At 53.3% G+C, this 22630-nt stretch carries 24 protein-coding genes; 2 read left to right on the forward strand and 22 right to left on the reverse strand.

What is annotated here, in order from left to right; translation table 11 throughout:
• Positions 1-80: 80 nt before the first annotated feature.
• The 4 genes from HRQ63_RS05230 to HRQ63_RS05245 form a co-directional block, all read right to left on the reverse strand.
• Entirely contained in the window at positions 81-656 is a 576-nt protein-coding gene (locus HRQ63_RS05230; RefSeq protein ID WP_172240087.1) for a GNAT family N-acetyltransferase, read from the reverse strand.
• A gap of 227 nt (positions 657-883) precedes the next feature.
• Entirely contained in the window at positions 884-1951 is a 1068-nt protein-coding gene (locus HRQ63_RS05235) for a GTPase (protein WP_172240090.1), read from the reverse strand.
• A gap of 96 nt (positions 1952-2047) precedes the next feature.
• The gene (locus tag HRQ63_RS05240) at positions 2048-2689 is read right to left on the reverse strand and encodes an SDR family oxidoreductase (RefSeq protein WP_172240093.1); all 642 of its coding nucleotides are present in this window, start codon (positions 2687-2689) and stop codon (positions 2048-2050) included.
• A 29-nt stretch (positions 2690-2718) separates the two neighbouring features.
• Complete coding sequence (locus HRQ63_RS05245) at positions 2719-2967, reverse strand: hypothetical protein (RefSeq protein WP_037289356.1); 249 nt, start codon at positions 2965-2967, stop codon at positions 2719-2721.
• A gap of 171 nt (positions 2968-3138) precedes the next feature.
• Between HRQ63_RS05245 and HRQ63_RS05250 the strand changes: the two genes are divergently transcribed.
• A complete protein-coding gene (locus HRQ63_RS05250) occupies positions 3139-4086 on the forward strand; it encodes a copper amine oxidase N-terminal domain-containing protein (protein ID WP_172240096.1) in 948 nt (315 codons plus the stop codon).
• Positions 4087-4210: 124 nt separating this feature from the next.
• Positions 4211-4780 carry a glutathione peroxidase gene (locus tag HRQ63_RS05255; RefSeq protein ID WP_172240644.1) on the forward strand — a complete coding sequence of 190 codons (570 nt, stop codon included), beginning with the start codon at positions 4211-4213 and terminating at the stop codon, positions 4778-4780.
• 95 nt (positions 4781-4875) lie between these two features.
• On the opposite strand, the gene spo0A is transcribed toward HRQ63_RS05255, so the two are convergent.
• From spo0A to HRQ63_RS05345, 18 genes are all read right to left on the reverse strand, one after another.
• A complete protein-coding gene (gene spo0A, locus HRQ63_RS05260) occupies positions 4876-5682 on the reverse strand; it encodes a sporulation transcription factor Spo0A (protein WP_172240098.1) in 807 nt (268 codons plus the stop codon).
• 342 nt (positions 5683-6024) lie between these two features.
• The gene (gene recN, locus HRQ63_RS05265) at positions 6025-7755 is read right to left on the reverse strand and encodes a DNA repair protein RecN (protein ID WP_172240101.1); all 1731 of its coding nucleotides are present in this window, start codon (positions 7753-7755) and stop codon (positions 6025-6027) included.
• 154 nt (positions 7756-7909) lie between these two features.
• Entirely contained in the window at positions 7910-8359 is a 450-nt protein-coding gene (ahrC, locus tag HRQ63_RS05270) for a transcriptional regulator AhrC/ArgR (protein ID WP_172240104.1), read from the reverse strand.
• Between the two features lie 83 nt (positions 8360-8442).
• Positions 8443-9306 carry a TlyA family RNA methyltransferase gene (locus tag HRQ63_RS05275; RefSeq protein WP_172240107.1) on the reverse strand — a complete coding sequence of 288 codons (864 nt, stop codon included), beginning with the start codon at positions 9304-9306 and terminating at the stop codon, positions 8443-8445.
• A gap of 47 nt (positions 9307-9353) precedes the next feature.
• The gene (gene dxs, locus HRQ63_RS05280) at positions 9354-11258 is read right to left on the reverse strand and encodes a 1-deoxy-D-xylulose-5-phosphate synthase (RefSeq protein WP_172240110.1); all 1905 of its coding nucleotides are present in this window, start codon (positions 11256-11258) and stop codon (positions 9354-9356) included.
• Positions 11259-11502: 244 nt separating this feature from the next.
• Positions 11503-12408, reverse strand: coding sequence for a polyprenyl synthetase family protein (locus HRQ63_RS05285; protein WP_371873180.1), 906 nt, complete (start codon positions 12406-12408; stop codon positions 11503-11505).
• Positions 12405-12686 (reverse strand): exodeoxyribonuclease VII small subunit, encoded by a 282-nt coding sequence (gene xseB, locus HRQ63_RS05290; RefSeq protein ID WP_229714105.1) that lies wholly within the window; start codon positions 12684-12686, stop codon positions 12405-12407. The genes HRQ63_RS05285 and xseB overlap by 4 nt, the downstream gene beginning before the upstream one ends.
• 7 nt (positions 12687-12693) lie before the next feature.
• Positions 12694-14055 (reverse strand): exodeoxyribonuclease VII large subunit, encoded by a 1362-nt coding sequence (xseA, locus tag HRQ63_RS05295; RefSeq protein WP_172240116.1) that lies wholly within the window; start codon positions 14053-14055, stop codon positions 12694-12696.
• A gap of 15 nt (positions 14056-14070) precedes the next feature.
• Positions 14071-14931 carry a bifunctional methylenetetrahydrofolate dehydrogenase/methenyltetrahydrofolate cyclohydrolase FolD gene (folD, locus tag HRQ63_RS05300; RefSeq protein ID WP_172240119.1) on the reverse strand — a complete coding sequence of 287 codons (861 nt, stop codon included), beginning with the start codon at positions 14929-14931 and terminating at the stop codon, positions 14071-14073.
• Between the two features lie 355 nt (positions 14932-15286).
• Positions 15287-15739: a transcription antitermination factor NusB gene (gene nusB / locus HRQ63_RS05305; RefSeq protein WP_172240122.1), complete on the reverse strand. Its 453-nt coding sequence runs from the start codon at positions 15737-15739 to the stop codon at positions 15287-15289.
• 334 nt (positions 15740-16073) lie between these two features.
• Positions 16074-16307: a DUF2273 domain-containing protein gene (locus HRQ63_RS05310; protein WP_172240125.1), complete on the reverse strand. Its 234-nt coding sequence runs from the start codon at positions 16305-16307 to the stop codon at positions 16074-16076.
• A gap of 12 nt (positions 16308-16319) precedes the next feature.
• Entirely contained in the window at positions 16320-16859 is a 540-nt protein-coding gene (gene amaP / locus HRQ63_RS05315) for an alkaline shock response membrane anchor protein AmaP (protein WP_172240128.1), read from the reverse strand.
• Positions 16860-16926: 67 nt separating this feature from the next.
• On the reverse strand, positions 16927-17346 hold the full coding sequence (locus HRQ63_RS05320; protein ID WP_037293297.1) for an Asp23/Gls24 family envelope stress response protein: 420 nt from the start codon (positions 17344-17346) through the stop codon (positions 16927-16929).
• Between the two features lie 83 nt (positions 17347-17429).
• A complete protein-coding gene (gene accC, locus HRQ63_RS05325) occupies positions 17430-18818 on the reverse strand; it encodes an acetyl-CoA carboxylase biotin carboxylase subunit (protein WP_172240131.1) in 1389 nt (462 codons plus the stop codon).
• On the reverse strand, positions 18815-19288 hold the full coding sequence (gene accB, locus HRQ63_RS05330) for an acetyl-CoA carboxylase biotin carboxyl carrier protein (protein ID WP_172240134.1): 474 nt from the start codon (positions 19286-19288) through the stop codon (positions 18815-18817). The genes accC and accB overlap by 4 nt, the downstream gene beginning before the upstream one ends.
• 181 nt (positions 19289-19469) lie before the next feature.
• Positions 19470-20723 carry an aspartate kinase gene (locus tag HRQ63_RS05335; protein WP_172240137.1) on the reverse strand — a complete coding sequence of 418 codons (1254 nt, stop codon included), beginning with the start codon at positions 20721-20723 and terminating at the stop codon, positions 19470-19472.
• 220 nt (positions 20724-20943) lie between these two features.
• A complete protein-coding gene (gene efp, locus HRQ63_RS05340) occupies positions 20944-21501 on the reverse strand; it encodes an elongation factor P (protein WP_172240140.1) in 558 nt (185 codons plus the stop codon).
• Between the two features lie 53 nt (positions 21502-21554).
• Positions 21555-22625: a M24 family metallopeptidase gene (locus HRQ63_RS05345; RefSeq protein WP_172240143.1), complete on the reverse strand. Its 1071-nt coding sequence runs from the start codon at positions 22623-22625 to the stop codon at positions 21555-21557.
• Positions 22626-22630: the final 5 nt, after the last annotated feature.

Below are 22630 nucleotides of genomic sequence, written 5' to 3' on the forward strand. Positions count from 1 at the left end.
AGAAACATCAAAAATATCGACGAACAAATTTCTCCCGCACCTTTTGCGTTTATTCGGCGAACGGGATTTTCGAGGGCAGCCTATACCGAAATTCCGCTTTGCAAACCGGCAGTCTTCGCTTCCCAGTCTTCCAACGTAATCCCGAACAAGACATGGTCTTCCCAAGCGCCGTTAATCTTCAGATATCGCTCGGCCAGCCCTTCGCGTCGAAAGCCCGCCTTTTCCAGAACCCGAAGCGACGGCGCGTTACGCGGCATCACGCCTGCTTGCACCCGGTGCAGATTATGCTTGGCAAAGGCCAACTCCAGCACCCCGCATACCGCTTCGGTCATATAACCTTTTCCGTTATGCGCTTCATCCAGAAAGTAACCCAGATTCGCGTTTTGGAAAGGTCCGCGCGCGATGCCCGTCAATGCGGCACGCCCAAGCAATCTTCCGTTTTCGCGCAGGCGAATCGCATAGACGTAAGCCTGATCCCGGATACGGCCCTGCTCGCTTTGCATGATTTCCGTCCGCTGCCCTGCAAGTGTCAAATATCCGTCCGAACGAATCGGCTCCAGCGCCTTCAAAAACTGCCGGTTTTCCAATCGGAGCGCCAACAATTCTTCGGCCTCCTCCGGGGTAAATGATTTTAATTCCAGCCGTTCGGTCAACATTGAAACTCCTCCTTGACTTTGATTCGCTACAACGGCAGCTTGACCAAACTTACTTTAAACTTGGTCAAGCTGCTGACATGTACTTTCCGTCCATACGCAGCCATGTTTTTCATTATAGCAGAATCCGTCCAGGACGCCGAGGCAGCAGGTTTTAAAAAAAGAAAAAAGCCCCGCTGATACCTGGCTAACGCCAAAGGTACTCATGCGGAACTTTTCGTTTACGGTTCTTATTCCGGTTCGCCCGGCAATTTTTTGCCTTTATCTTTTCGATCACGGAAGGTCTTATACAGCTTGGACACCGATTCGGGCGTAACGTCGATTCCGCGCTCGTACGCATATTTGACGGAATACCCCAGCGCGAGCGTTACCGTTCCCGCGACGCCTGCTGCGGCTACGCTGCCGGCTCCGGGGAAAAACTTGACGATCTGCGAGAAAATCGTCCGTCCCAGATTGCCGACGATGGCCGTAATGACGATTTCTTTTGCGGCCTCTCGGCTGATCGGTCGTTCGTACAGCGTGGCCAGCTTGGTGAGCAGCCCGATCTGCAGCGCGGTCAGCGGAACGATATCGGCTCCCGGCAGCGGAACGGCTCCGATCGCGCCCGCCGAAGTCGATGCCGCGATGATCCATTTGTTGGCGATCGAAGACTTTTCTTTGATCGTGCGCGCGAACAGAATGTCTTTATTGTTTTTTTTTAAAAGTTCAAGAATCGCGTCGCGCAACGTATCGACGTTTTCCCCGGTCCGCGACGAAATCGGAATGACGTCGTATTTTTGCCCGGTTTCGCGTCGCACTCTGCTAACCAGCCGATCCACCTCGTCTGCGGCATCGATTTTGTTCAGCACGATCAGGATATTCGGATTGGCTTTTTCCACGATCCGGAACGAACGCTGCTCGCTTTCCGAGAAGACCGTGCCTGCCGCATTAAGGAAAAACAGCACGACATCCGTTTTCCTGAAATAATCCAGCGTCGTCGCGGAGTTTTCTTTATTCACATCGTTCAAACCGGGCGTATCGATGAAAAAAATTTTATCTTTATACGCGTGCGGATGGATCGCCGTCGTCTCGCCGGGTTCTGCGCCTACGCCGGCAACCTCTTCGCCCACGATCCGATTGATCGTCGACGATTTGCCCGCATTAACATCCCCGACCAGAGCAATCAAAATCTCTTTGTTCAACTGCTCGTTGATCTCGGCCATTTCTTTATCGAAGGCGTCGTCCGCGGCGTGCCGGATTTGACGTTTCATTTCGCTTTTCTGCGCTTCCGTATAAGTGCTTTTACCGATCGTTTTCATTTAACAGCCGCCCTTTCCCTATCCATATCGACTCCATGCCGCATATACGGTATCGTTAACCGGAAAGTTTCGTTACTGAAACGTGCAGGAGGCCGATCAGCTGCCGAACGCCACGCTGATCGGCGTATCGCCGGAAGTCAGGTCGAACGCGCGTCTGTACGTATTGCGATCCTCCAGCACGGCGGCGATGACCGCAGCTACGTCGTCGCGCGGAATCGAGCCGGGTTCCAAATTTTCTTCCGCCGAGATTCGTCCCGTGCCCGGATCGTTTTTGAGACCGCCCGGACGCACGATCGTATAATCCAAACCTGTCGTTTCCAGCATCCGGTCCGCATAATGCTTCGCCGCATAATAAGGCTTGATCGCTTCCGACCAGTTGTCGCGATTATGCGCCTGCATGGCACTGACGATCACATAGCGTTTGACGCCTGCTTTTTCGGCCGCTTCCATCGTTTTTACCGCGCCGTCGAGGTCGATCAGCAGCGTTTTGTCCAATCCCGTCGATCCGCCCGATCCTGCCGCGAAAACGATCGCGTCGCTGCCTTTGATCGCTTCGACCAGCACGTCAACACGATCTTCAAGGTTCGCGAACACGGGCTCGATGCCCTCCGCACGAAGCTGTTCCCCTTGCTCCTGCTTGCGCACCATCGCTTTCACCTGATGCTTGCCTTCATGCGCCAACAGCCGAATCAACCGACTTCCGATTTGTCCGTTTGCTCCGATTACCAATACGTTCATGCGATATTCCTCCTTGAGATTAAGTGATGTCAACGAATGCTGAATGCGACTTCCGATACTTTGGCCAAGTTGACGCTGATGTCCCGCCCTTCGCTTTCAAACGTCATGCAGCCGTCGCCTTCGGGCCGTTCGCCGCGGAAGGCCGGCACGACGTAAGCTTCCTTCAATTCCCGGACCGCAATCTCCAATTCAGCCGGAGTCAGTTCTTCGCTTGAGTCGAAAGCATATTCTTTTTCGATGCCGTTGTCGTATAAAATTCGAATATAAATGCCTCTCATTGTCGGTTCTCTCCCTTTCGGCTCTGAAGAATCATCCAGCGACTCCTCTCTTCATTATCTCAAACGAAATCACGGAAACCAAATCAGAGACCTTAACCTATGCAGAAATACCCGGATCGATTATGATTGGGTTATTATCTTTGCATTTACAGATAGAGGGGATTGAATTTGTTGAAAAAAAGAATGCTGCTGATCGCTTCGCTGGCCTTCGGCCTGTTCGCTTCCCAAGCGAGCGCCGCCGCGATGCAGGTATCCGTGGACGGGAAATCCGTATCGTTCAATACAAATCCCATCGTTCAGGAAAATGTCACGATGGTGCAGTTCGCACCCATTTTCCGCAGCTTGGGCATTTCGTTTAGTTGGAATCAACAAAAGCAGCAAATCACCGCGACTAAAAAAGGCACGCAGATGATTCTGACGCTAGGCAGCCGAACCGCTTATGTAAACGGAACTGCCGTGCGCATGCAGCGTGCGCCTGTGTCCGTCAACGGAAATATTTTTGTGCCGCTGCGCTTTGTAAGCGAAGCGACCGGGGCGAAAGTGGATGTCTCAGGCAGCCGAATTTCGATTGCAAGCAGCAGAGCCAGCGTCACTCCAGAAAATCAAACTCCCGTCGCCGGAGGAAGCTCAAGCGGAAACGGCAGCTCCCAAAGCGCCCTTAGCCCGTCGGAAGATGCCTTGACGGATTATCTGTATCACTACTACGACACCCTGTACACGCCGGACTCCGGTTACGAGGTCGATTATGCCGTTGTGCAAGAAGATGACGGAAGCTACAGCGTAACTATTCTACTCGACAATTACGAAGCAAGCGGCAATCTTTATGCGGAAAGCAAAGCCGATCCCGATATCTTGTTTGATTTTACCGGCGAATTTGCATTGGATTTGGCGGATACTTTCGGATTGGATGAGGTTTATGTCTTTGTAACTTTGGCCATGCCGTTGAACGGCGAGCCTGTCGATCTTCCCGAGGAAGACTTGGTAGAGCTTGAGGATGGGAGCTGGATGCTGATGCAAACGTTATTCGGGGGCAGCTACGACTTCATCGAGCATTATTCGGAGTTTCATGCGTTTCTGGACGGGGGCAAGACGGAGTTGCTAACCGCGGGAGAATGGTAAAAAAAGCGATACCAAAATAAAATTAAACATAAATCGAAATGTAACTTCCTTTTGAAAAAACAAATGCTAAAATAAAAAGTGTCGCCGACAACTTTCGACAATTTCATTCAAAGGGGCGTTTTTTCTGAACAGCATTTACGATTTCTCCGCCAAATCGATCAACGGACAAGAAGTATCTTTGGAGCAATATCGCGGCAAAACCGTTTTGATCGTCAATACCGCCAGCGGCTGCGGATTCACGTTTCAATTCGAAGATTTGCAAAAGCTGTACGACCGGTATAAAGAACGCGATTTCGTGATCCTCGGGTTCCCTTGCGGACAATTCGCGGATCAAGAACTCGACACGAACGATCAGATTCAAACCTTTTGCACGTTGAAGTACGGCGTTTCGTTCCCCATGTTCGAAAAAGTCGACGTACGCGACGAGAACGCGCACCCGTTGTTCGTTCATTTGGCCGGCACCAAACCTTTCAAAGGCTTCAATCCGTTCCATTCGGTCGCCAAAATTTTGATTCCGCTGATCAACGAACGCCATCCGGAGTATATGCCGGGCGATTCGATCAAATGGAACTTCACTAAATTCCTGATCGACGGGGAAGGCCAAGTCGTCGAACGCTACGAAGCGACCACCGATCCTATCGATATGGAAGCCGATATCGAAAAACTGCTGGACGCCGAAAAAACGCAAGCTTGATTCGATGCCGCAAATAAAAGCCGCTTCCGGAAAACGAATTCCGGAAGCGGCTTTCTTGCATGTTCTCGAATACGTCAAATGCAGGATACTTGCTCTCAGCTCACCTTATGCTCGATCCGCAGCTTGTCCGCGATCATCGCGATGAACTCGGAGTTCGTCGGCTTCGACTTGTTGATGCTCACCGTGTAACCGAACAGCTCGCTGATATTCTGCACCGAGCCGCGTGACCAGGCCAACTCGATCGCATGGCGGATCGCACGTTCGACGCGCGAAGGAGTCGTGGCGTATTTCTCGGCGATCGAAGGATAAAGGGTCTTCGTGATCGAACCCAAAATCTCGATGTTGTGATACACCATCGTAATCGCTTCGCGCAGGTACTTGTAGCCCCGTACGTGCACGGGAATGCCGATCTCGTTAATAATGGACGTGATGCTCGCATCAAGCGTCTTTCCTTTTGCCAAAGCTCCGATGCTCGGCTTAGGCGCAGGCGCTGCCTGTGCAGGCGCGATCGGAGAAGACGGGATGTTCAGCATCTGCCGTACACGGCTGACCAATACTTCGATATCAAACGGCTTCAAAATATAATAAGCCGCTCCAAGCTCAACTGCACGCTGCGTGATGTTTTCCTGGCCGAATGCCGTCAGCATAATCACTTTCGGACGGGGGTTTAGGTTCATGCTTTGCAGCTTCTCCAGTACGCCCAATCCATCCAGATGAGGCATGATGATATCCAGGATCAAAATATCCGGTGCGCGTTCAGCGCTGCGGAGTAATCCCAGTACCTCTTCCCCGTTAAAGGCGACCCCTGTCACCGTCATGTCTTCCTGGGCGGAAATGTGTTCTTGGAGCATATGAACGAAATCCCGATTATCGTCCGCAAGCATAACTTCGATGTTTGGCAAAGCCTGTTCCTCCTTATCATCCGGCCGCAAAGCCGAATCCTCTGTAGTCCATAGAACTGTTTCTGTCTCTTTTGAACCAGAACTCTCGTACAGATCTCATACCGTAAAATTCGACACCGTTCGAAGATTCCCTTCTAGTTGCGTCAAATCTCCGCTCTCTCTTAGTATATCGGGTTATACGCCGATTTCAAACAAAAAATCCCAAAACCGTAAATTAGCACAGATAACGAATCCGATTTCGGATTTTTCTCTTTTTTCGTGCCTTTGCAATAGAGCCAAAGCGGAGCCCTCGGCTCCGCTCATTGCCCTTGCTCACGGTTTTGGGATCAAATGAATCATCGGTCAGGAAGCTCGATCATTTTTGCTTTCTTCAGCAAGTTTCAGCATTTCCTGCGCATGATGCAGTGTTTTCTCCGTAATTTCGACACCGCCGAGCATCCGCGCCAGTTCCGTTACCCGGCCGTCGTCGTTAAGCGATTCGACCCGGGTCATAGTCCGTTCGCCCTCTACCCGTTTTTCAATCAGGTACTGATGGTCCGCCATGCAAGCAACCTGAGGCAAGTGAGTGATCGAGAAGACCTGACAATCACGAGAAAGCTTCACCAGCTTCTCCGCAATCGATTGAGCCGCCCGTCCGCTGACACCGGTGTCGACTTCGTCGAAGATGAGGACAGGCACTTTATCGTGTCGGGCAAAAATACTTTTGAGCGCCAGCATGATCCGTGATAGTTCACCGCCGGAAGCAATCTTGCCCAATGGACGCAGAGGCTCTCCGGGGTTAGGCGAGATCAGGAACTCTGCACTATCGACGCCCTGACGGGTCAATCGGACGCGACGGCCTTCAAACTCGAAGCCGCGGGCATCCTGGATCGGCTCCAGGCGAACTTCGATCGATGTACGCTGCATTTGCAAATCCTTCAGCTCGCCTTCGATCTGTCTCGCCAGGTCGCGCGAACAATCGCGGCGGAGCGCGCTCAACTCGCGAGCCAGAACGAGCGTCTTCTCCAGCTGCTTATCGCGCTTGGCCGTCAACAGTTCAAGCCGTTCGTCCTTGTTCTCCAGCATATCGGTTTCTCGATGAATGCGATCGTAATATTCGAGAATTTGTTCGACGCTGTCCCCGTATTTCCGGCGCAGACCGGAAAGCAAGTTCAAGCGGTCTTCGACCTCTTCCAGTCTCCCCGGATTAAACTCGATGTTTTCGCGATAATCCCGAAGCTGGAATACGGCATCCTCCAACTGGTAATAAGCGTTGCGAACCTGTTCGAGAATCGGCTGCATCGCCTTCGGATCATAGTTCTCCACGTCTTCCAGACTGGAGATTGCCGAATTGATCGATCCGATCCCCTGTTCGCCGTAAAGCAGATTATAGCCTTCCGAGACGGACTCCATCAGCTTTTCGCTGTGCGCAAGCTTGGAACGTTCATCCGCCAGTTCTATGTCTTCGCCGACCTTGAGCTTGGCCGCCTGGATTTCCTCCAGTTGAAAACGGTACATATCGAGCATCTGCAAAGACTTTTGACTCGTCTCGCGCAATTCCCTCAATTCCCGTTCCAGCTTCGCCAGCGCGGAATACTCTTGTTGATAGGCAGCCTTGGCCGGAGCAATCGTATCGCCGCCGTAAGCATCCAGCAGCCCCAGATGGCTCTCCGGACGCAGCAGCGACTGGTGCTCGTGCTGACCATGAATATTGATAAGCTGTTCGCCCACTTCGCGCAGCATCGTCAGGTTAACGAGCTGTCCGTTGATGCGGGACGTGCTTTTCCCTTGTGCGTTCACTTCGCGCCGGATCACCAGATGTTCCTCGGATGAAGCGGATATACCGAGTTGTTCGAGCGTCTTCCATACGGGATGCTCCCCCGATAATTCGAATAAAGCTTCCATCTCCGCCTTATCGGCGCCGTAACGAATCAGTTCCGAAGAACTTCTTCCGCCGGAGATCAAACCCAGCGCATCAATAACAATCGACTTACCTGCGCCTGTCTCACCGGACAATACATGGAATCCATGATAAAAATGGACGTCGACGGCTTCGACGACGGCGAGATTGCGGATGGACAATGCAACTAGCATGCACTCACCTCGTTGATAGTCTCCTCCGTCTCCATCCCGCAAACTTCGGGAGGAGCGGATTCAGTTCCATTATATTCATGCGAACACTTGTTTGAACAGTGGCAAATTGAAGAATTTGAAAAAAAGGTTCGTTTTGTGTTGCTCAAAATCAAGTTCAGGAAATGAATCCCATGATTTGGCCGATCACTTTTTGACTGTTCTCCGGCTCTCTGCAGATCAGCAAAATCGTGTCGTCACCCGAGATGGTTCCCATAATTTCCGGCCATTCCATATTATCGAGCAGTGCCGCGATCGAGTTGGCCGTGCCCGGAAGACACTTCATCACGACCAGATTCGCCGAATAATCGATATGAACAAAGTTGTCCACCAGTGCCCGCTTGAGCTTCTGTACCGGATTATAGCGTTGGTCGGTCGGCATGGAATATTTGTAACGGCCGTCGTCAAGCGGAACTTTAATCAACAGCAGTTCTTTGATGTCTCTGGATACCGTTGCTTGCGTGACTTGAAATCCGGCGGCGCGGAGAGCGCCGACCAGCTCGTCTTGCGTCTCGATATCCCGACTTGAAATGATCTCCCGAATTTTGATATGTCGTTGTCCCTTCATACGACTCCCCCTATGGTCATTGATCGATCGGCGATAAGTAAATTCGCCATCCTAATTCATAAACGCGTCCAGCACAAAGAAACTCACCGTTCGGCGGATGAGTTTCTTTGGAAATTTCGAGCGGCTTCCGCCGCGGTATTCGAGGCCAGCTCACGAATAACATCTTCGCCAAGCGGCTGCGTTTCTCCTTCCGGGAGCTTCAGATACGCGAGAAATTCAACATTGCCTTCTCCTCCCGTGATCGGCGAGAAGGTCAAGCCTCCGATTTCGAACCCGAGCGCATTGGCGAAGCTCAGCACTTCGTTCAATACATCCTCGTGTACCTTTCGATCACGCACTACCCCTGATTTGCCTACCTTATCGCGACCCGCTTCGAACTGCGGCTTAATCAGTGCAGCCACTTCGGCCGGACGTCGCAACAACTGCACCAAAGGCGGAAGAATGAGGCGCAAGGAAATAAACGAGACATCGATACTCGCAAAATCCGGCTGCGCACCCGTTAATTCCTCAGGCGTCATATAGCGGAAATTGGTACGCTCCATCACGCATACCCGCTCATCGTTGCGCAGCGACCAGTCAAGCTGGTTATAACCGACGTCGATCGCATACACGTAAGACGCGCCGTTCTGCAAAGCACAGTCGGTAAATCCGCCGGTCGAGGAGCCGATATCCAACATCACCCGCTCCGACATCCGGATATCGAACGTTTTGATCGCCTTCTCCAATTTCAGTCCGCCGCGACTGACATAAGGATGTATGGCACCTTTGACGTGCAAGGCTGCATCACGGGATACTTTCATTCCCGGCTTTTCGATCCGTTCGTTATCCGCAAAAACAAGGCCGGCCATGATGGCCGCCTTGGCTTTTTCCCGACTTGCATAATACGCCTGCTCGACAAGCAGGACGTCGATTCTTTCTTTGGATACTTTTTCTTTTGGCTCGGCCATAATCAGGCTCTCTTTCTGTGTAAAATGCGGGGTTTGCCTGCGTAATATTATGAAGGCAAGCCCGCTTTCAGTGCCAGACGGCTTCCTGTCACGGCTTCGCGAACGAGGTCCGCGGCATTTTCAGCCGTCAAGCCGGATTCCTGCTGCTGCTCCTTGATGCTTCCATGCTCGATAAAGCAGTCCGGAACGCCCAAAATCCGGACTTCCGCATGCGCGATCCCTTTCGACGCATAAAATTCAAGGACGGCACCGCCCAGACCGCCTGCTTGCGAAGCCTCCTCCATCACGAGAAGCTTAACGCCGCGATCCGCAAGATCGGTCAGCATATTCTCATCGAGCGGCTTCAGGAAACGCGCATTTACGACGCTGGCCTGAATACCGGAAGACTTAAGCAGTTCTGCGGCTGCAAGAGCAGTCTGAACCATCGGACCCACGGCCAAAATCGCGCAATTTTCACCTTCGCGAACCGTCTCCCAGCTGCCGATCGGTATATTTTTGAGTTCCGTATCAAACGGAACGCCCAGACCGTTAACCCGCGGGTAACGGAACCCGATCGGTCCTTTGTCGTAATCCAACGAAGTTTTCATCATGTGACGCAATTCGTTCTCGTCTTTGGGCATCATCAGCACCATATTCGGGATATGTCGCAGGAACGCGATATCGTACACGCCTTGATGCGTTTCGCCGTCCGCGCCGACAAAGCCTGCACGGTCAATCGCAAAAATGACATTCGCGTTATGGCGGCAAATATCATGCACGATCTGATCATAGGCGCGCTGCATGAAGGTGGAATAGACGGCGAAGACCGGCTTCATCCCTTCCATCGCCATCGCGGCGCATAACGTTGCGGCATGCTGCTCGGCAATGCCGACGTCAATCATGCGTTTGGGGAAACGTTCGGCAAACGCCATCAGTCCAGAGCCGCCCGGCATGGCCGGAGTAACCGCGACGATTCGCTCGTCCTGTTCGGCCAATTCGATCAACGTACTGCCGAATACCTCGGTATACATCGGGTTTCCGGCTGATTTAAGCGTTTTGCCGGATTCGATCTTGTAAGGCGAAATGCCGTGCCATTTATGCGAATCGGCTTCTGCCGGCTTGTAGCCTTTGCCCTTTGTCGTTACGACATGGACAAGCACGGGCCCGTCGATATTGTCCGACTGGCGGAACGTCTCCATCAACTTCGGCAAATCGTGACCGTCGACCGGACCGATATACTTGAAACCCAACTCTTCGAAAAGAACGCCTGGCACCATCATGTACTTGAGGCTATCTTTCACTTTTTCCGCCGTGCGAGCCAGCTTTCCGCCGATTGCCGGAATCTTTTTGATCAGCGACTCGACGTCGTCTTTCGCGCGAAGATAATGGCGATCCGAACGAACACGGCTCAAATAATTGTGCATTGCGCCGACGTTCGGAGCAATGGACATCTCGTTATCGTTGAGCACAACAAGCAAATTCTTTTTTTCATGACCGATATGGTTAAGCGCTTCGAACGCCATGCCGCCCGTCAAAGCGCCGTCTCCGATAATCGCGACGACCTTATTGTCTTCGCCCTTCAGGTCGCGCGCCATCGCCATGCCCATCGCCGCGGACAACGAAGTGCTGCTGTGGCCGGCTTCCCAGACGTCGTGCTCGCTCTCTGTACGTTTAACAAAACCGCACAAGCCTTTGTATTTACGCAGCGTATCGAATTTTTCCTGGCGTCCCGTCAAAATCTTGTGGACATAGGCTTGATGACCCACGTCGAAAATAAATTTATCCTTGGGACTATCGTAGCAGTAGTGCAAAGCCAGCGTCAGCTCGACTACGCCCAGATTGGACGCCAAATGGCCTCCTGTCGCCGACAGCTTTTCGATTAAAAACTGACGGATCTCCTGAGCCAAAGGTTCCAACTGTTCGGCCGGCAGTTTTTTCAGATCGCCGGGTTGATTGATTTGTGGAAGGAGCATATGTCATTCCCCGCTTTCCTTCATTTTCCTGAATTTCGGTTGCGAACGATTTTTTCGAATGTGGCCCTACCCTACGCAATAAAGCGTTCAGGTATTTGCCGTAGTATCGGTTATTATATCGTTTTTGGGGAAACAAAGCCAATTTTCGGCTTCCGATTCCCTGCTTACTCGTCGCCGATTCATCTGATGTTCAATACCCAAGCAAGCGAGCGGCGAAACCGGTCCGCCTCGAATTCGTTGCCGATTAACGATCTCGTTCAACCAGATAGTCGGCGATTGCAAGCAGCATTTCGGCAGACTCCAGTCCGGCTCCCGATACGGCAGACTTGGCTTCTTCGCTCAAACGGCGCACTTCTTCGCGCGACTTATCGATGCCGAGAAAATACGGATACGTGACTTTTTCCATCTTCACGTCGCTCTGCGTCTTTTTGCCTAACTTGCTTTCGTCGCCGACCAGATCGAGAATATCGTCTTGAATCTGAAAAGCCAGTCCGACGCCTCGTCCGAATGTTCGGAGCGCTTCAAGCTGCTTCGCGGAAGCTCCGGCGGTCCGTCCGCCCGCAAGCAGCGAAAACATGATCAGATCGCTCGTCTTGTGCAAATGAATGTATTCCAGTCTCGCAAAATCGGTCGTTCCTTGTTCGCCTTCCATATCCGCCACTTGTCCGCCGACCATGCCGCGAGGACCTGCGTATTCGGCCAGATCGGACACGATGGCAATCGCTGCATCCGCCGGAAGCAGACTTTCTCTGGCGAGCGAAGCGATCACGTAAAAGGCATGCGTCAGCAGGCCGTCACCGGCCAGAATCGCCATAGCTTCACCGAACACCTTGTGATTAGTCGGCTTTCCGCGGCGCAGGTCGTCATCATCCATGGCCGGAAGATCGTCATGGACGAGCGAATACGTATGTACCATCTCGACGGCAGCCGCCACGCGGATCGCCGCAGCCCGATTTCCCCCGAGACTTTCGCAAGCGGCCACGACCAATAACGGACGCAGGCGCTTGCCTCCGGCATCGAGCGAATACTTCATCGACTCCAGCAGTGCCGGCGGCATATCCCATTCGGTCGGAAAGGCTTGGTCGAAATAAGCTTCCAGATCGGATGCGACGTTTTTCATATACGGTTCAAGTTCAAACGCGTTGCTCAAAAGTTGTCCCTGCCTTCCGCTTCACCCGCGAAGTTTCGGCGCCGAAGCTGTCCGTCCTCTTCGACGATCGTTTCGATTTTGCGTTCGACCTGCTCCAGCTTTTGGCCGCACAATTGCGACAATTGCATGCCGCGTTGAAATAAATCAATCGCTTTTTCCAACGGCACGTCGCCTTGTTCAAGCTCACCCACGATTCGTTCAAGCTGGTCCATGGCCTGCTCAAAATTCAATCCCGCAGCTTCCGTCGGTTCTTGCGCCCGATCTTCATGGGATTGCATGCCCGAGTTATTGTCCATTTACTTTGCCCTCCTCCGTCGTTTGAATGACCTGACAGTCCAGACTTCCGTCGTTAACCCGGACAATGATCCGGTCGCCTTCACGCACTTCGCGCGCGGATTTGATCAACTTCTCTTCATTCTCGTCATAAACAAGCCCATACCCCCGTGCCATAACCTTAAGCGGACTTAACGCGTCCAGCTGGCGGACACTGCCCAGCAAGCGCTGGCGGCGGTCTTTGACTACTAGATTTATGGCGCTAGTCAGTCGTCCGTCCAGCGTTCCCAATTGACGGGCGGCAAGCTGCAGCTGGGCACCGGGATAGAAACGCGCCAGACGGCTGTGCAGACGCGTATGTTTATCCCGGCTCGCGGCAAGCTTTGCATCGGTTCTCGACGTCAGACGGCGCGTCAGCCCGTCGAGACGCTGCGCATGCGGCTGAAGCGCTCGTTCCGGCTGCCGAAGCACGGCAGAACGCTGCAAACGCGCCAGACGCTCGCGTTCCTGCGAAGCCCGACGAAGCAAAGCTCCCCGCAGACGCTGTTCCAATTGCGAAATGCGCTGCTGAAGCTCGCGTCGATCCGGCACGGCAAGCTCCGCGGCGGCCGTAGGCGTCGCGGCCCTAAGGTCGGCGGCAAAATCGGAGATGGTAAAGTCGGTCTCGTGTCCCACGGCCGAAATAACAGGGATTGCCGAATCATAAATGGCGCGGGCAACAATCTCCTCGTTGAACGCCCAAAGTTCTTCCAACGATCCGCCGCCCCGTCCCACGATCAGGACGTCGGCTTCGCCCAACCGGTTCAGGATGCGAATCCCGCGCACGATGGATGCGGCCGCTTCCTTTCCCTGCACGAGCGCGGGATACAGCATGACCGGAACGCCGGGAAAACGGCGCCCCAGCGTCGTCAAAATATCCCGCACGGCGGCCCCCGTCGGCGAGGTGATGACGCCGATCGCGCGCGGCATCGTCGGAATTTTCCGTTTGCCGCCTTCGTCGAACAGCCCTTCGCTTTCCAGCTTTTTTTTCAACTGCTCATAAGCCAGATACAGACTGCCGACGCCGTCGGGCTGCATCTCCGTGAGGTAAAGCTGGTATTGACCATCGCGTTCGAATACCGAAACGCTACCGAGCGCGACGACCCGCGTTCCTTCGCGCGGAATAAACGGCAGCCGTTTATTGTGCGAGGCAAACATGATCGCCCGCACCCGGCTGCCGGTATCTTTTAACGTAAAATACATATGTCCGCTCGAATGATGCGTAAAGTTCGAAATCTCGCCGCGCACCCACACTTCCGGCAGCAGCGGGTCCGCTTCGAACTTTTGGCGGATATACCGGTTCAGCTCCTGGATCGACAGTATGCGCTGCTCCATGTCCGGAAGCTCCGCTTAAGACAAGCCGTGCGCGCGTTTGGCGGCAACCAGCGTATTTTTCATGAGCATCGTAATCGTCATCGGACCTACTCCGCCCGGTACCGGCGTGATTGGACCGGAAACGGCGCTTGCCGATTCAAAGTCCACGTCGCCCGCCAATTTCCCGGTGTCCAGACGGTTGATGCCTACGTCGATGACGACAGCACCCGGCTTGACGTAGGAAGCGTCCACGAAGTTGGCACGCCCTACGGCTACGACCAGAATGTCGGCCTGACGCGTCAGTTCCTTCATGTTGGCCGTGCGCGAATGGCACATGGTAACTGTCGCGTTTTCGCGTTGCAGCAGCAGGGATACCGGTTTGCCGACGATATTGCTGCGGCCGATAACGACAGCGTGTTTGCCGGACATTTCGATGCCTGTATGTTTGATCAATTCGATAACGCCAGCTGGCGTACATGGAAGCAGGCTGTCGTCGCCGATCACCAGATTGCCCACGTTGACAGGGTGGAAACCGTCCACGTCTTTTTCCGGCGAAACGGCGTTGATGATCGCTTTTTCTTCAATGTGGCCCGGAAGCGGAAGCTGCACGAGAATGCCGTTGATGTTGGCTTGTTCGTTCAGCTTGTGCACGAGTGCCAACAGCTCTTCCTGCGGCGTATCGGCTTCAAGGCGGTGAACTTCGGAATAAAAGCCAAGGTCTTCGCAGGCTTTGGCTTTATTGCGCACATAGACCTGGGAGGCCGGGTCTTCCCCGACGAGCACGACGGCAAGTCCAGGTACGCAGTTCTGGGCTGCAAGGGCTTCAACTTCGAGTTTCAGGGTCTGGCGAATTTCGTCCGATACTTGTTTTCCGCTGATAATTTGGGCTGTCGTCATGATTTTTATCTCTCCTTTGAAATGGGGTCTACGTGGGTGTTTGGCTGCGGGGGAAGTTCGTTTCGGTCGCGTATTGAACTCGGGAAAATGGATTGGATTTTATAAGGAATTTTCCCGAGTTCAAAGGCGAACGCTAACAGCGTATGCTTCCGAAGTGCATTTCTTCGAAATGCTTCACCTACACTGAACTTCCCCCTCCGCCAGTTACGGTTGTGCAGGGACGAGCTAAAAGCGGTTTTTGGGTGCATGAAGAGCATAATTCGCTTGAAGGCGAATTACCACCTGGTCAATCAGCTCAAGCTAATCGCTGGAGTTATTGACCGGGCCCATTTATTTACTTACTATTTTCTGTTTCTTACTTGAGTTTGTTTTTCAGCTCGTCGGCGTCTTGGATCATTTTGCCCAATACGCCGTTGACGAATTTGCCGGATTCTTCGGTGCCGAAGTGTTTGGACAGTTCGATCGCTTCGTTGACGGCTACTTTGGCCGGAACGTCTTCGGCGAAGATCATTTCGTAAGCGGCCAGGCGCAGGATTTGGCGGTCTACGCGGGATAGGCGGCTGATCTGCCAACCTTTGAGATAGCCTCCGAGCAGATCGTCGAGGGCTGTTTTATTGGTCCATACGCCGTTGACCAGCGCCAGGACGTATTCGGCAAGGCGGTCGGCGTCTTCGAGTTTGACTTCGCCTTCGTTTTCGTTGCCGGCTTCCGCAATCAGCATCGAAACGGCGTCGAATGCCGCCACTTCGTTCATTTCCATCTGGTACAGGCTCTGTACCGCAAGTTCTCTTCCCAATCGTCTTTTCATGGGTGCCTCCTGTAATCTGTCAAATAATAGATTTGCTTTTGATCTTGCACATGCAAAAACCTGTGAAACGCTTCTCCCGGTATCCGAACGCTGTGTTCCCGAGAAAAGCAAGCCGGACGGCCGTGTGGCCGTGCCGTCATCGCGTTCCGGCGAGAAACGCCGCCTGTCTTGCTTAGAAGACGGACGCAAGCAGTTCTTCTTAAGGCTTGTCTTAATTCAAGACAAGCGATCAGTCCGGCGTAAAAACGTCTCACAGGCTTTCGCTCAACTTACTGTCGCGAAGAACAGCGCTCATGCCATTCTTCGCGTTTTTCAGATAATCTTTTTGCTTCTTTTAGCGAAACGGCCGCCAGCGTTCGGCCAGCTTTCCCCAGATTTCACCCCAAGGAAGCAACGGACCGGAACGTAAATCTTTTCGTCGCCCGATCCAATAACCGATCAGCGTCAACAGGGCCACGACGACCATATGCCAAAAGCCGACTACCAGATAAAGCAGGCCGAAAAACAATCCGCACGCGGTCCAGCTTATTCGACCGCCGTATACGACCCAAATTTCATTCCATTTCATCGGCGCCTCCCTCTATTCCACGCGGCTTTTGAAGGCCTGCGGCTGCACCACGCCAGCCACGTAAACGGAAACCGAGGCTACGGGGATTCCCGTGATTTCCTGAACGAATTCCTTGACTCCGCGCTGAATCTCGTCCGTCAGCGCAGGGATTGGATATTCGCCGTCGACGACCGTTCGAATTTGCACGTCAAGCCCCGGTTCGGTCATACGGATCCGAGTTCTCGGTTCCTTGACTCCTTTTACGCGGGCAGCGGCTTTCAGGCACAGATTTTCGATCGTCTCGACCGAGATTTGAATCTCGCCGAGATCCGTGCGTTGGTCGACGGAATGCAGGTGCGCCCGACCGCGTCGAAGCGAGACGTACAGCATCCTCAAACTGATTAGAATCAGCACGGCGAGCGCGGCAATCAGAATCGACAGCGTCGGCAGATCGAACCGGAAATCGACAGGAACCTGAACCGATCTGCTGAGCAGGAGGATTGCGAAGATGCTCAAAACCAAAATCGTGACACTGTATACGAACAGCAGCAGACGGTCTACAATTTTTGCCACTTACAGCCAAGCCCCCTCAAAACGGTAGTAAACCCCGACTTTACAGGTCGGGGGTTGGAAAAAATCGTTATTTCACCCGGGGAGTGCCGAGATCGAGTTCTTCGGTCCGTCCTTCGACTGCTTTCGCTCTGAACTGCACATCATGCACATGCACATTGACTTCGATCACGGAAAGTCCCGTCATCATCTCGATCGAACGTTTCACGTTGCGTTGAACGGCTCCGGCTACTTCAGGCAAACGGGAACCGTACTCCACGATAACGGATACGTCTACCGCCGCTTCGCGCTGACCGACTTCGACTTTTACGCCCTTGGACAGATTTTTGCGTCCGAGCAGCTCGGCGATGCCGCCGGCAAACCCGCCGCTCATGCCTGCAATGCCTTCCACTTCGATTGTAGCCAGGCCCGCGATCACCTCGATCACTTCCGGCGCGATCTGGATCTCGCCGATCTCCGTGCGTTCAAATTCTGTAGGTAAGCTGCTCATATTCGATACCATCCACCTTATGGATTATTTATTCCTTCAATATATCATTTGCCGCCCGATGTGACAAACGGCGTTTATCACGTTCAGACTTCGTTTTCTTCAAGGAATTTGATGTCGAAATCGCCGCGTACGAAGGTCTCGTGGTTCAACAGACGCTGGTGGAAAGGAATCGTTGTCGCAATGCCTTCAACCGCGAATTCCGCCAATGCCCGTTTCATCTTCGCAATAGCTTCATGGCGAGTAGGCGCCCAAACAATCAATTTCGCGATCATCGAATCGTAGAAGGGCGGAATGCTGTATCCTTGATAAGCTGCACTGTCTACGCGAACTCCCGGTCCGCCCGGCGGCAAGTAGAAGCTGATCTTACCCGGAGCCGGCATGAAGTTGCGATCCGGATCTTCGGCATTAATCCGGCATTCGATCGACCAACCGTTGATTTTCACATCGGCTTGGGTGAAGGAGAGCGGATTGCCTTCGGCAACCGAAATCATTTCCTGAATCAGATCGACGCTTGTCACCATCTCCGTAACCGGATGTTCAACCTGGATACGCGTATTCATTTCCATGAAGTAGAAATTATCGTCCGGGCCCAGTAAGAACTCAAGCGTGCCCGCTCCCGAATAATTAACGGCATGAGCGGCGCGTACCGCAGCTTGCCCCATGGCTTCGCGAACTTCTTCGGATATCACGGAACACGGCGCTTCCTCGACCAGCTTCTGACGGCGGCGCTGTACGGAGCAGTCGCGTTCGCCCAAGTGAACGGCATTGCCGTGCTTGTCCGCGATGATCTGAATCTCGACGTGCTTCATGCCTGTCAAAAATTTCTCCAGATAAACGCCCGCGTTGCCGAATGCCTTCTCGGCTTCCTGTTGGGCAGCCACGATCTGTTGGCGCAGCGTATCCTCGTCTTCGGCCAAGCGGATCCCTTTGCCGCCACCGCCTGCCGTGGCCTTAATAATGACCGGATAGCCGATGCCGCGAGCAAGCTCTACAGCCTGCTCCAAATCTTCGACCAGACCGTCGGAACCCGGAATAACCGGCACGCCCGCATCCTGCATCGTCGACTTGGCAACCGCTTTGTCTCCCATCTTCGTAATGGCTTCCGGGGAAGGTCCGATAAAGGTGATATTGCACGATTCGCAAATTTCCGCGAAATCCGCATTTTCGGCTAAAAATCCGTACCCCGGATGCACGGCATCGCATTCGGTAAGCGTAGCGACGCTCATCAGATTGGTGAAGTTCAGATAGCTGTCTTTCGAAGCGGTCGGTCCGATACAGTAAGCTTCGTCAGCCAGACGGACATGCAATGAGTCGCGGTCGGCTTCGGAATAGACCGCCACCGTTGAAATGCCGAGCTCGCGGCACGCACGAATAATCCGCACAGCGATTTCGCCGCGGTTGGCGATCAGAATTTTATTGAATTTCGTCGTTTCCAAATCGATACGTCCTCCTTCCGTTACCGGGTCGCTCATTCCGCTCGAACCAGGAACAGAGGCTGTCCGTATTCGACCAACTGTCCGTTCTCGACGAGCACTTCGACGATTTCGCCTTTCACTTCAGCCAGAAGCTCGTTCATCAGCTTCATCGCTTCGATGATGCAGACGACCGATTTTTCGTTGACGCGGCTGCCCGCGTTGACATAAACATCGGCATCCGGAGACGGCGAAGAGTAGAATGTGCCGACCATCGGGGAGACGATTTTATGTAAAGACTCGTCCGGTGCCGAAGCTTGGGCAGGAACCGTCGCCGCTGCCGCAGTTTGCGCGGGCAGGGCTTGCACTTGAGGCTGCTGCACCATCATAGGAGCTTGCAGAGCAGAAGCATCAATCCGCGATCCTTTGCGAATGACGACGCGCGCGCCTTCTTCTTCCAATTCCAATTCCTGAACCGACGTACGATCCAATAATTCAATGAGTTCTTTAATTTCGCTTATTTTAAACATTCAGGCACGCTCCTTAACATTTTCAGGCTTGTGCGGGTATTCAACCAGCTTTTTGTAAAATGCACGGCAAGCCGTTTACTAACGTTATGTATTATATCACAACACCGTAAAATAAAAAGAGCGGTCTCCCGGAGGAGGTTTCCGCCCTTTTCAAGTCCCCTAATCCCTTGCCCCGCTTGGCTTAACGGCGATCTTGCGGGCCTCCGACAAATGCCTGTTCCTGCGTATCCAGGTTGTAGGCCGTATGCAAAGCCGCAATAATATCTTTAACTTTTTCGCCTTCGATGACGCAAGAAACTTTGATTTCCGAAGTGCTGACCATCTTGATGCTTACGCCTTGGTCGGAGATTACGCGGAACATTTCCGCGGCCACGCCGGGATGGCTGACCATTCCCGCGCCCACGATAGACACCTTAACCAGATCGGTCTCGGAAGTCAGCTCGCGGTAAGAAACGCGTTCGCGAGTGCTTTCGATGACGCTCAATGCGCGTTCGGCTTCGGCTCCGTTTACGGTAAACGAGAAATCGGCTTTGCCGTCCTGCGATCCGCTTTGTACGATAATGTCGACGTCGACGCGCTCCGCAGCCAAAGCTCCGAATATGCCTGCCAGCACGCCCGGCACGTCCGATACGCCCAGAATGCTGATGCGCGCCACGTTTTTGTCATAAGCGATCCCGCTTACTACCACTCCCTGTTCCATGCTTGACTCCTCCTCCACTACGGTTCCTTCATTATAGGTAAAGCTCGAACGAACGATCAGGCGTACGCTGTTATGCTTCGCGTATTCAACGGCGCGAGGATGCAGCACCGCCGCGCCCAGATTAGCCAGTTCCAGCATTTCGTCATACGAGATCGACGGCAATTTGCGCGCGCATTTGACGATTCGCGGATCGGTCGAGTAAATGCCGTCCACGTCCGTGTAAATTTCGCAAGCATCGGCCTTGATCGCGGCAGCCAACGCAACCGCTGTCGTATCCGAACCGCCGCGGCCGAGCGTGGTGATTTCACCGTCTTCGCTCATCCCCTGGAATCCGGCTACAATGACAATCTTACCGGCGTCCAACGCTTTGATTACACGATCCGGACGGATATTGAGGATTCTGGCGCTGCCATGATTGGCCTCGGTCTCGAATCCCGCCTGCCATCCGGTAAAAGATACGGCTTCATGACCGATGGCCTGGATTGCGATCGACAGCAGCGAGATGGAAATCTGCTCCCCTGTCGTCATCAGCATATCCATTTCGCGCGCGGGCAAATGATCGCTCAAGCGCTTGGCCGAATCGATCAGATCATCCGTGGTGTCTCCCATCGCCGATACGACAACGACGCATTGATGACCTTCTTCTTTCTTCTCGGCGATTCGCTTCGCAACCCGCTGCATCCGCTCGGTGTCGCCGACGGAACTGCCGCCGAATTTCATAACGAATAATGACAAAACGTGTTCACTCCCCCGCATGTTTCCGAAGCTCGCTTGTCAGGCAAACGGCTCCGGTCTATTTTATCGCTTTAAATGAGTATAATACGAAAACGCCTCAGGCTTCCATTGTTTTTCGGAAAATTGTTTACACTTTTCTGCATAAGTATGTATAAAAAAGCTCTTCACCCGTCTGACGGTGTGAAGAGCTTTTGAATTCCATGCCTAAATGATCAAAAAACTAAGCACGGGAAACGTATTTACCTTCGCGCGTATCGATCAGCAGCACGTCGCCTTCGTTGATGAACAAAGGAACTTGAACGTTATGGCCCGTTTCGAGTTTCGCGTTTTTGGATGCGCCGGTCGCCGTGTTGCCTTTGATGCCCGGCTCTGTTTCCACGACTTTCAGCTCAACGCTTGTCGGCAGGTTAATCCCGAGGATTTCGCCTTTGTAGCTGATGATGTGCACGTTCATGTTTTCGCGCAGGAATTTGAGTTCCCACTCCAGCTGCTCGCTGGTCAGCGAGAATTGGTCATAAGTTTCGTTGTCCATGAACGTGTGGTCTTGACCGCTTGCATACAGATACTGCACGCCGCGGTTTTCGATTTGCGCGCGGCCGATCGTTTCGCCGGCGCGGAATGTACGCTCAACGGTGTTGCCGTTGCGCAGGTTTTTGAGCTTGGAGCGCACGAACGCGGCACCTTTACCCGGTTTTACGTGTTGGAATTCGATAACGGTGAAGATATCGCCGTCGACTTCGACGGTAAGGCCTGTTTTAAAATCGTTGACTGAGATCATAGAGGATCCCTCCTTGGAATGGTTGCGTTGCTGAAATAACTTCTAAGATTGCCTTATGCCATCGGCAGAAGGGTAAGCTCTTTGGTCGAAGACGTGATAATCTCGATTCCCGTCTCGGTAATCACGATATCGTCTTCGATCCGTACGCCGCCGAAGCCCGGAATGTAGATGCCCGGTTCTACGGTCACGACCATGCCCGGCTTCAGGATATCATCGCTGAGTTTGGACAAACGCGGACTTTCGTGCACTTCCATGCCCAGTCCGTGCCCCGTGCTGTGCCCGTAATGATCTCCGTAGCCGTACGACGAGATGATATCGCGGGTCAGAGCGTCCGCTTCGCGGCCGGTCATTCCCGGACGAATCTTGTCGAGCGCATTGAGCTGGGCTTCAAGCACGATACCGTAAACTTCGCGATGACGATCGCTTGCTTCGCCAAGTACAACCGTACGCGTGACATCCGAGCAATAACCGTTGAGCAAAGCGCCGAAGTCAAAGGTAATGAATTCGTTGCCTTGCAAAACGCGAGAGCTTGCTACGCCGTGCGGCAGTGCCGAACGTTCGCCGGAAGCGACGATCGTATCGAACGACGACGAAGTTGCCCCGTTTTCGCGCATGAACATTTCCATCTGCAAATCGAGCTCGCGCTCTGTGACGCCAGGACGAATTTTCGTCAGGATATGGCTGAAGGTACGGTCCGCCAGAACGGCCGCTTCGCGCATGATCGCAAGCTCGCCCTCGTCCTTGAAGATGCGCAGGCCTTCCACAAGGCCCGACACCGGCACGAGTTCGACGCCCGCCAACGCTTCCTTATAGCTTTGATACGTCGCAAATGTGACATGTTCCTGCTCGAAACCGAGTTTCGCCGAAGAACCAAGCAGTCCCTTAACCGTTTCCATCACCTTGGGTGCATGCTCGACCACTTTGAAATCTTTGGCCTGCTCAGGCGCCTGCGTCATATAACGGAAGTCGGTCAGCAGATAGCTTTCGTTTTCCGTGATGAGCACGTATCCGGCGGAACCGGTAAATCCGGTCAGGTAACGACGGTTAATGTCACTGGCCACAAACATTGCGCTAACGCCTTGCAAAGCCATCGCTTCGCGCAATTTGTTTACACGCTGCTGCATATTTT

Source organism: Saccharibacillus endophyticus (assembly GCF_013185185.1).
Classification (GTDB): Bacteria; Bacillota; Bacilli; order Paenibacillales; family Paenibacillaceae; genus Saccharibacillus; species Saccharibacillus endophyticus.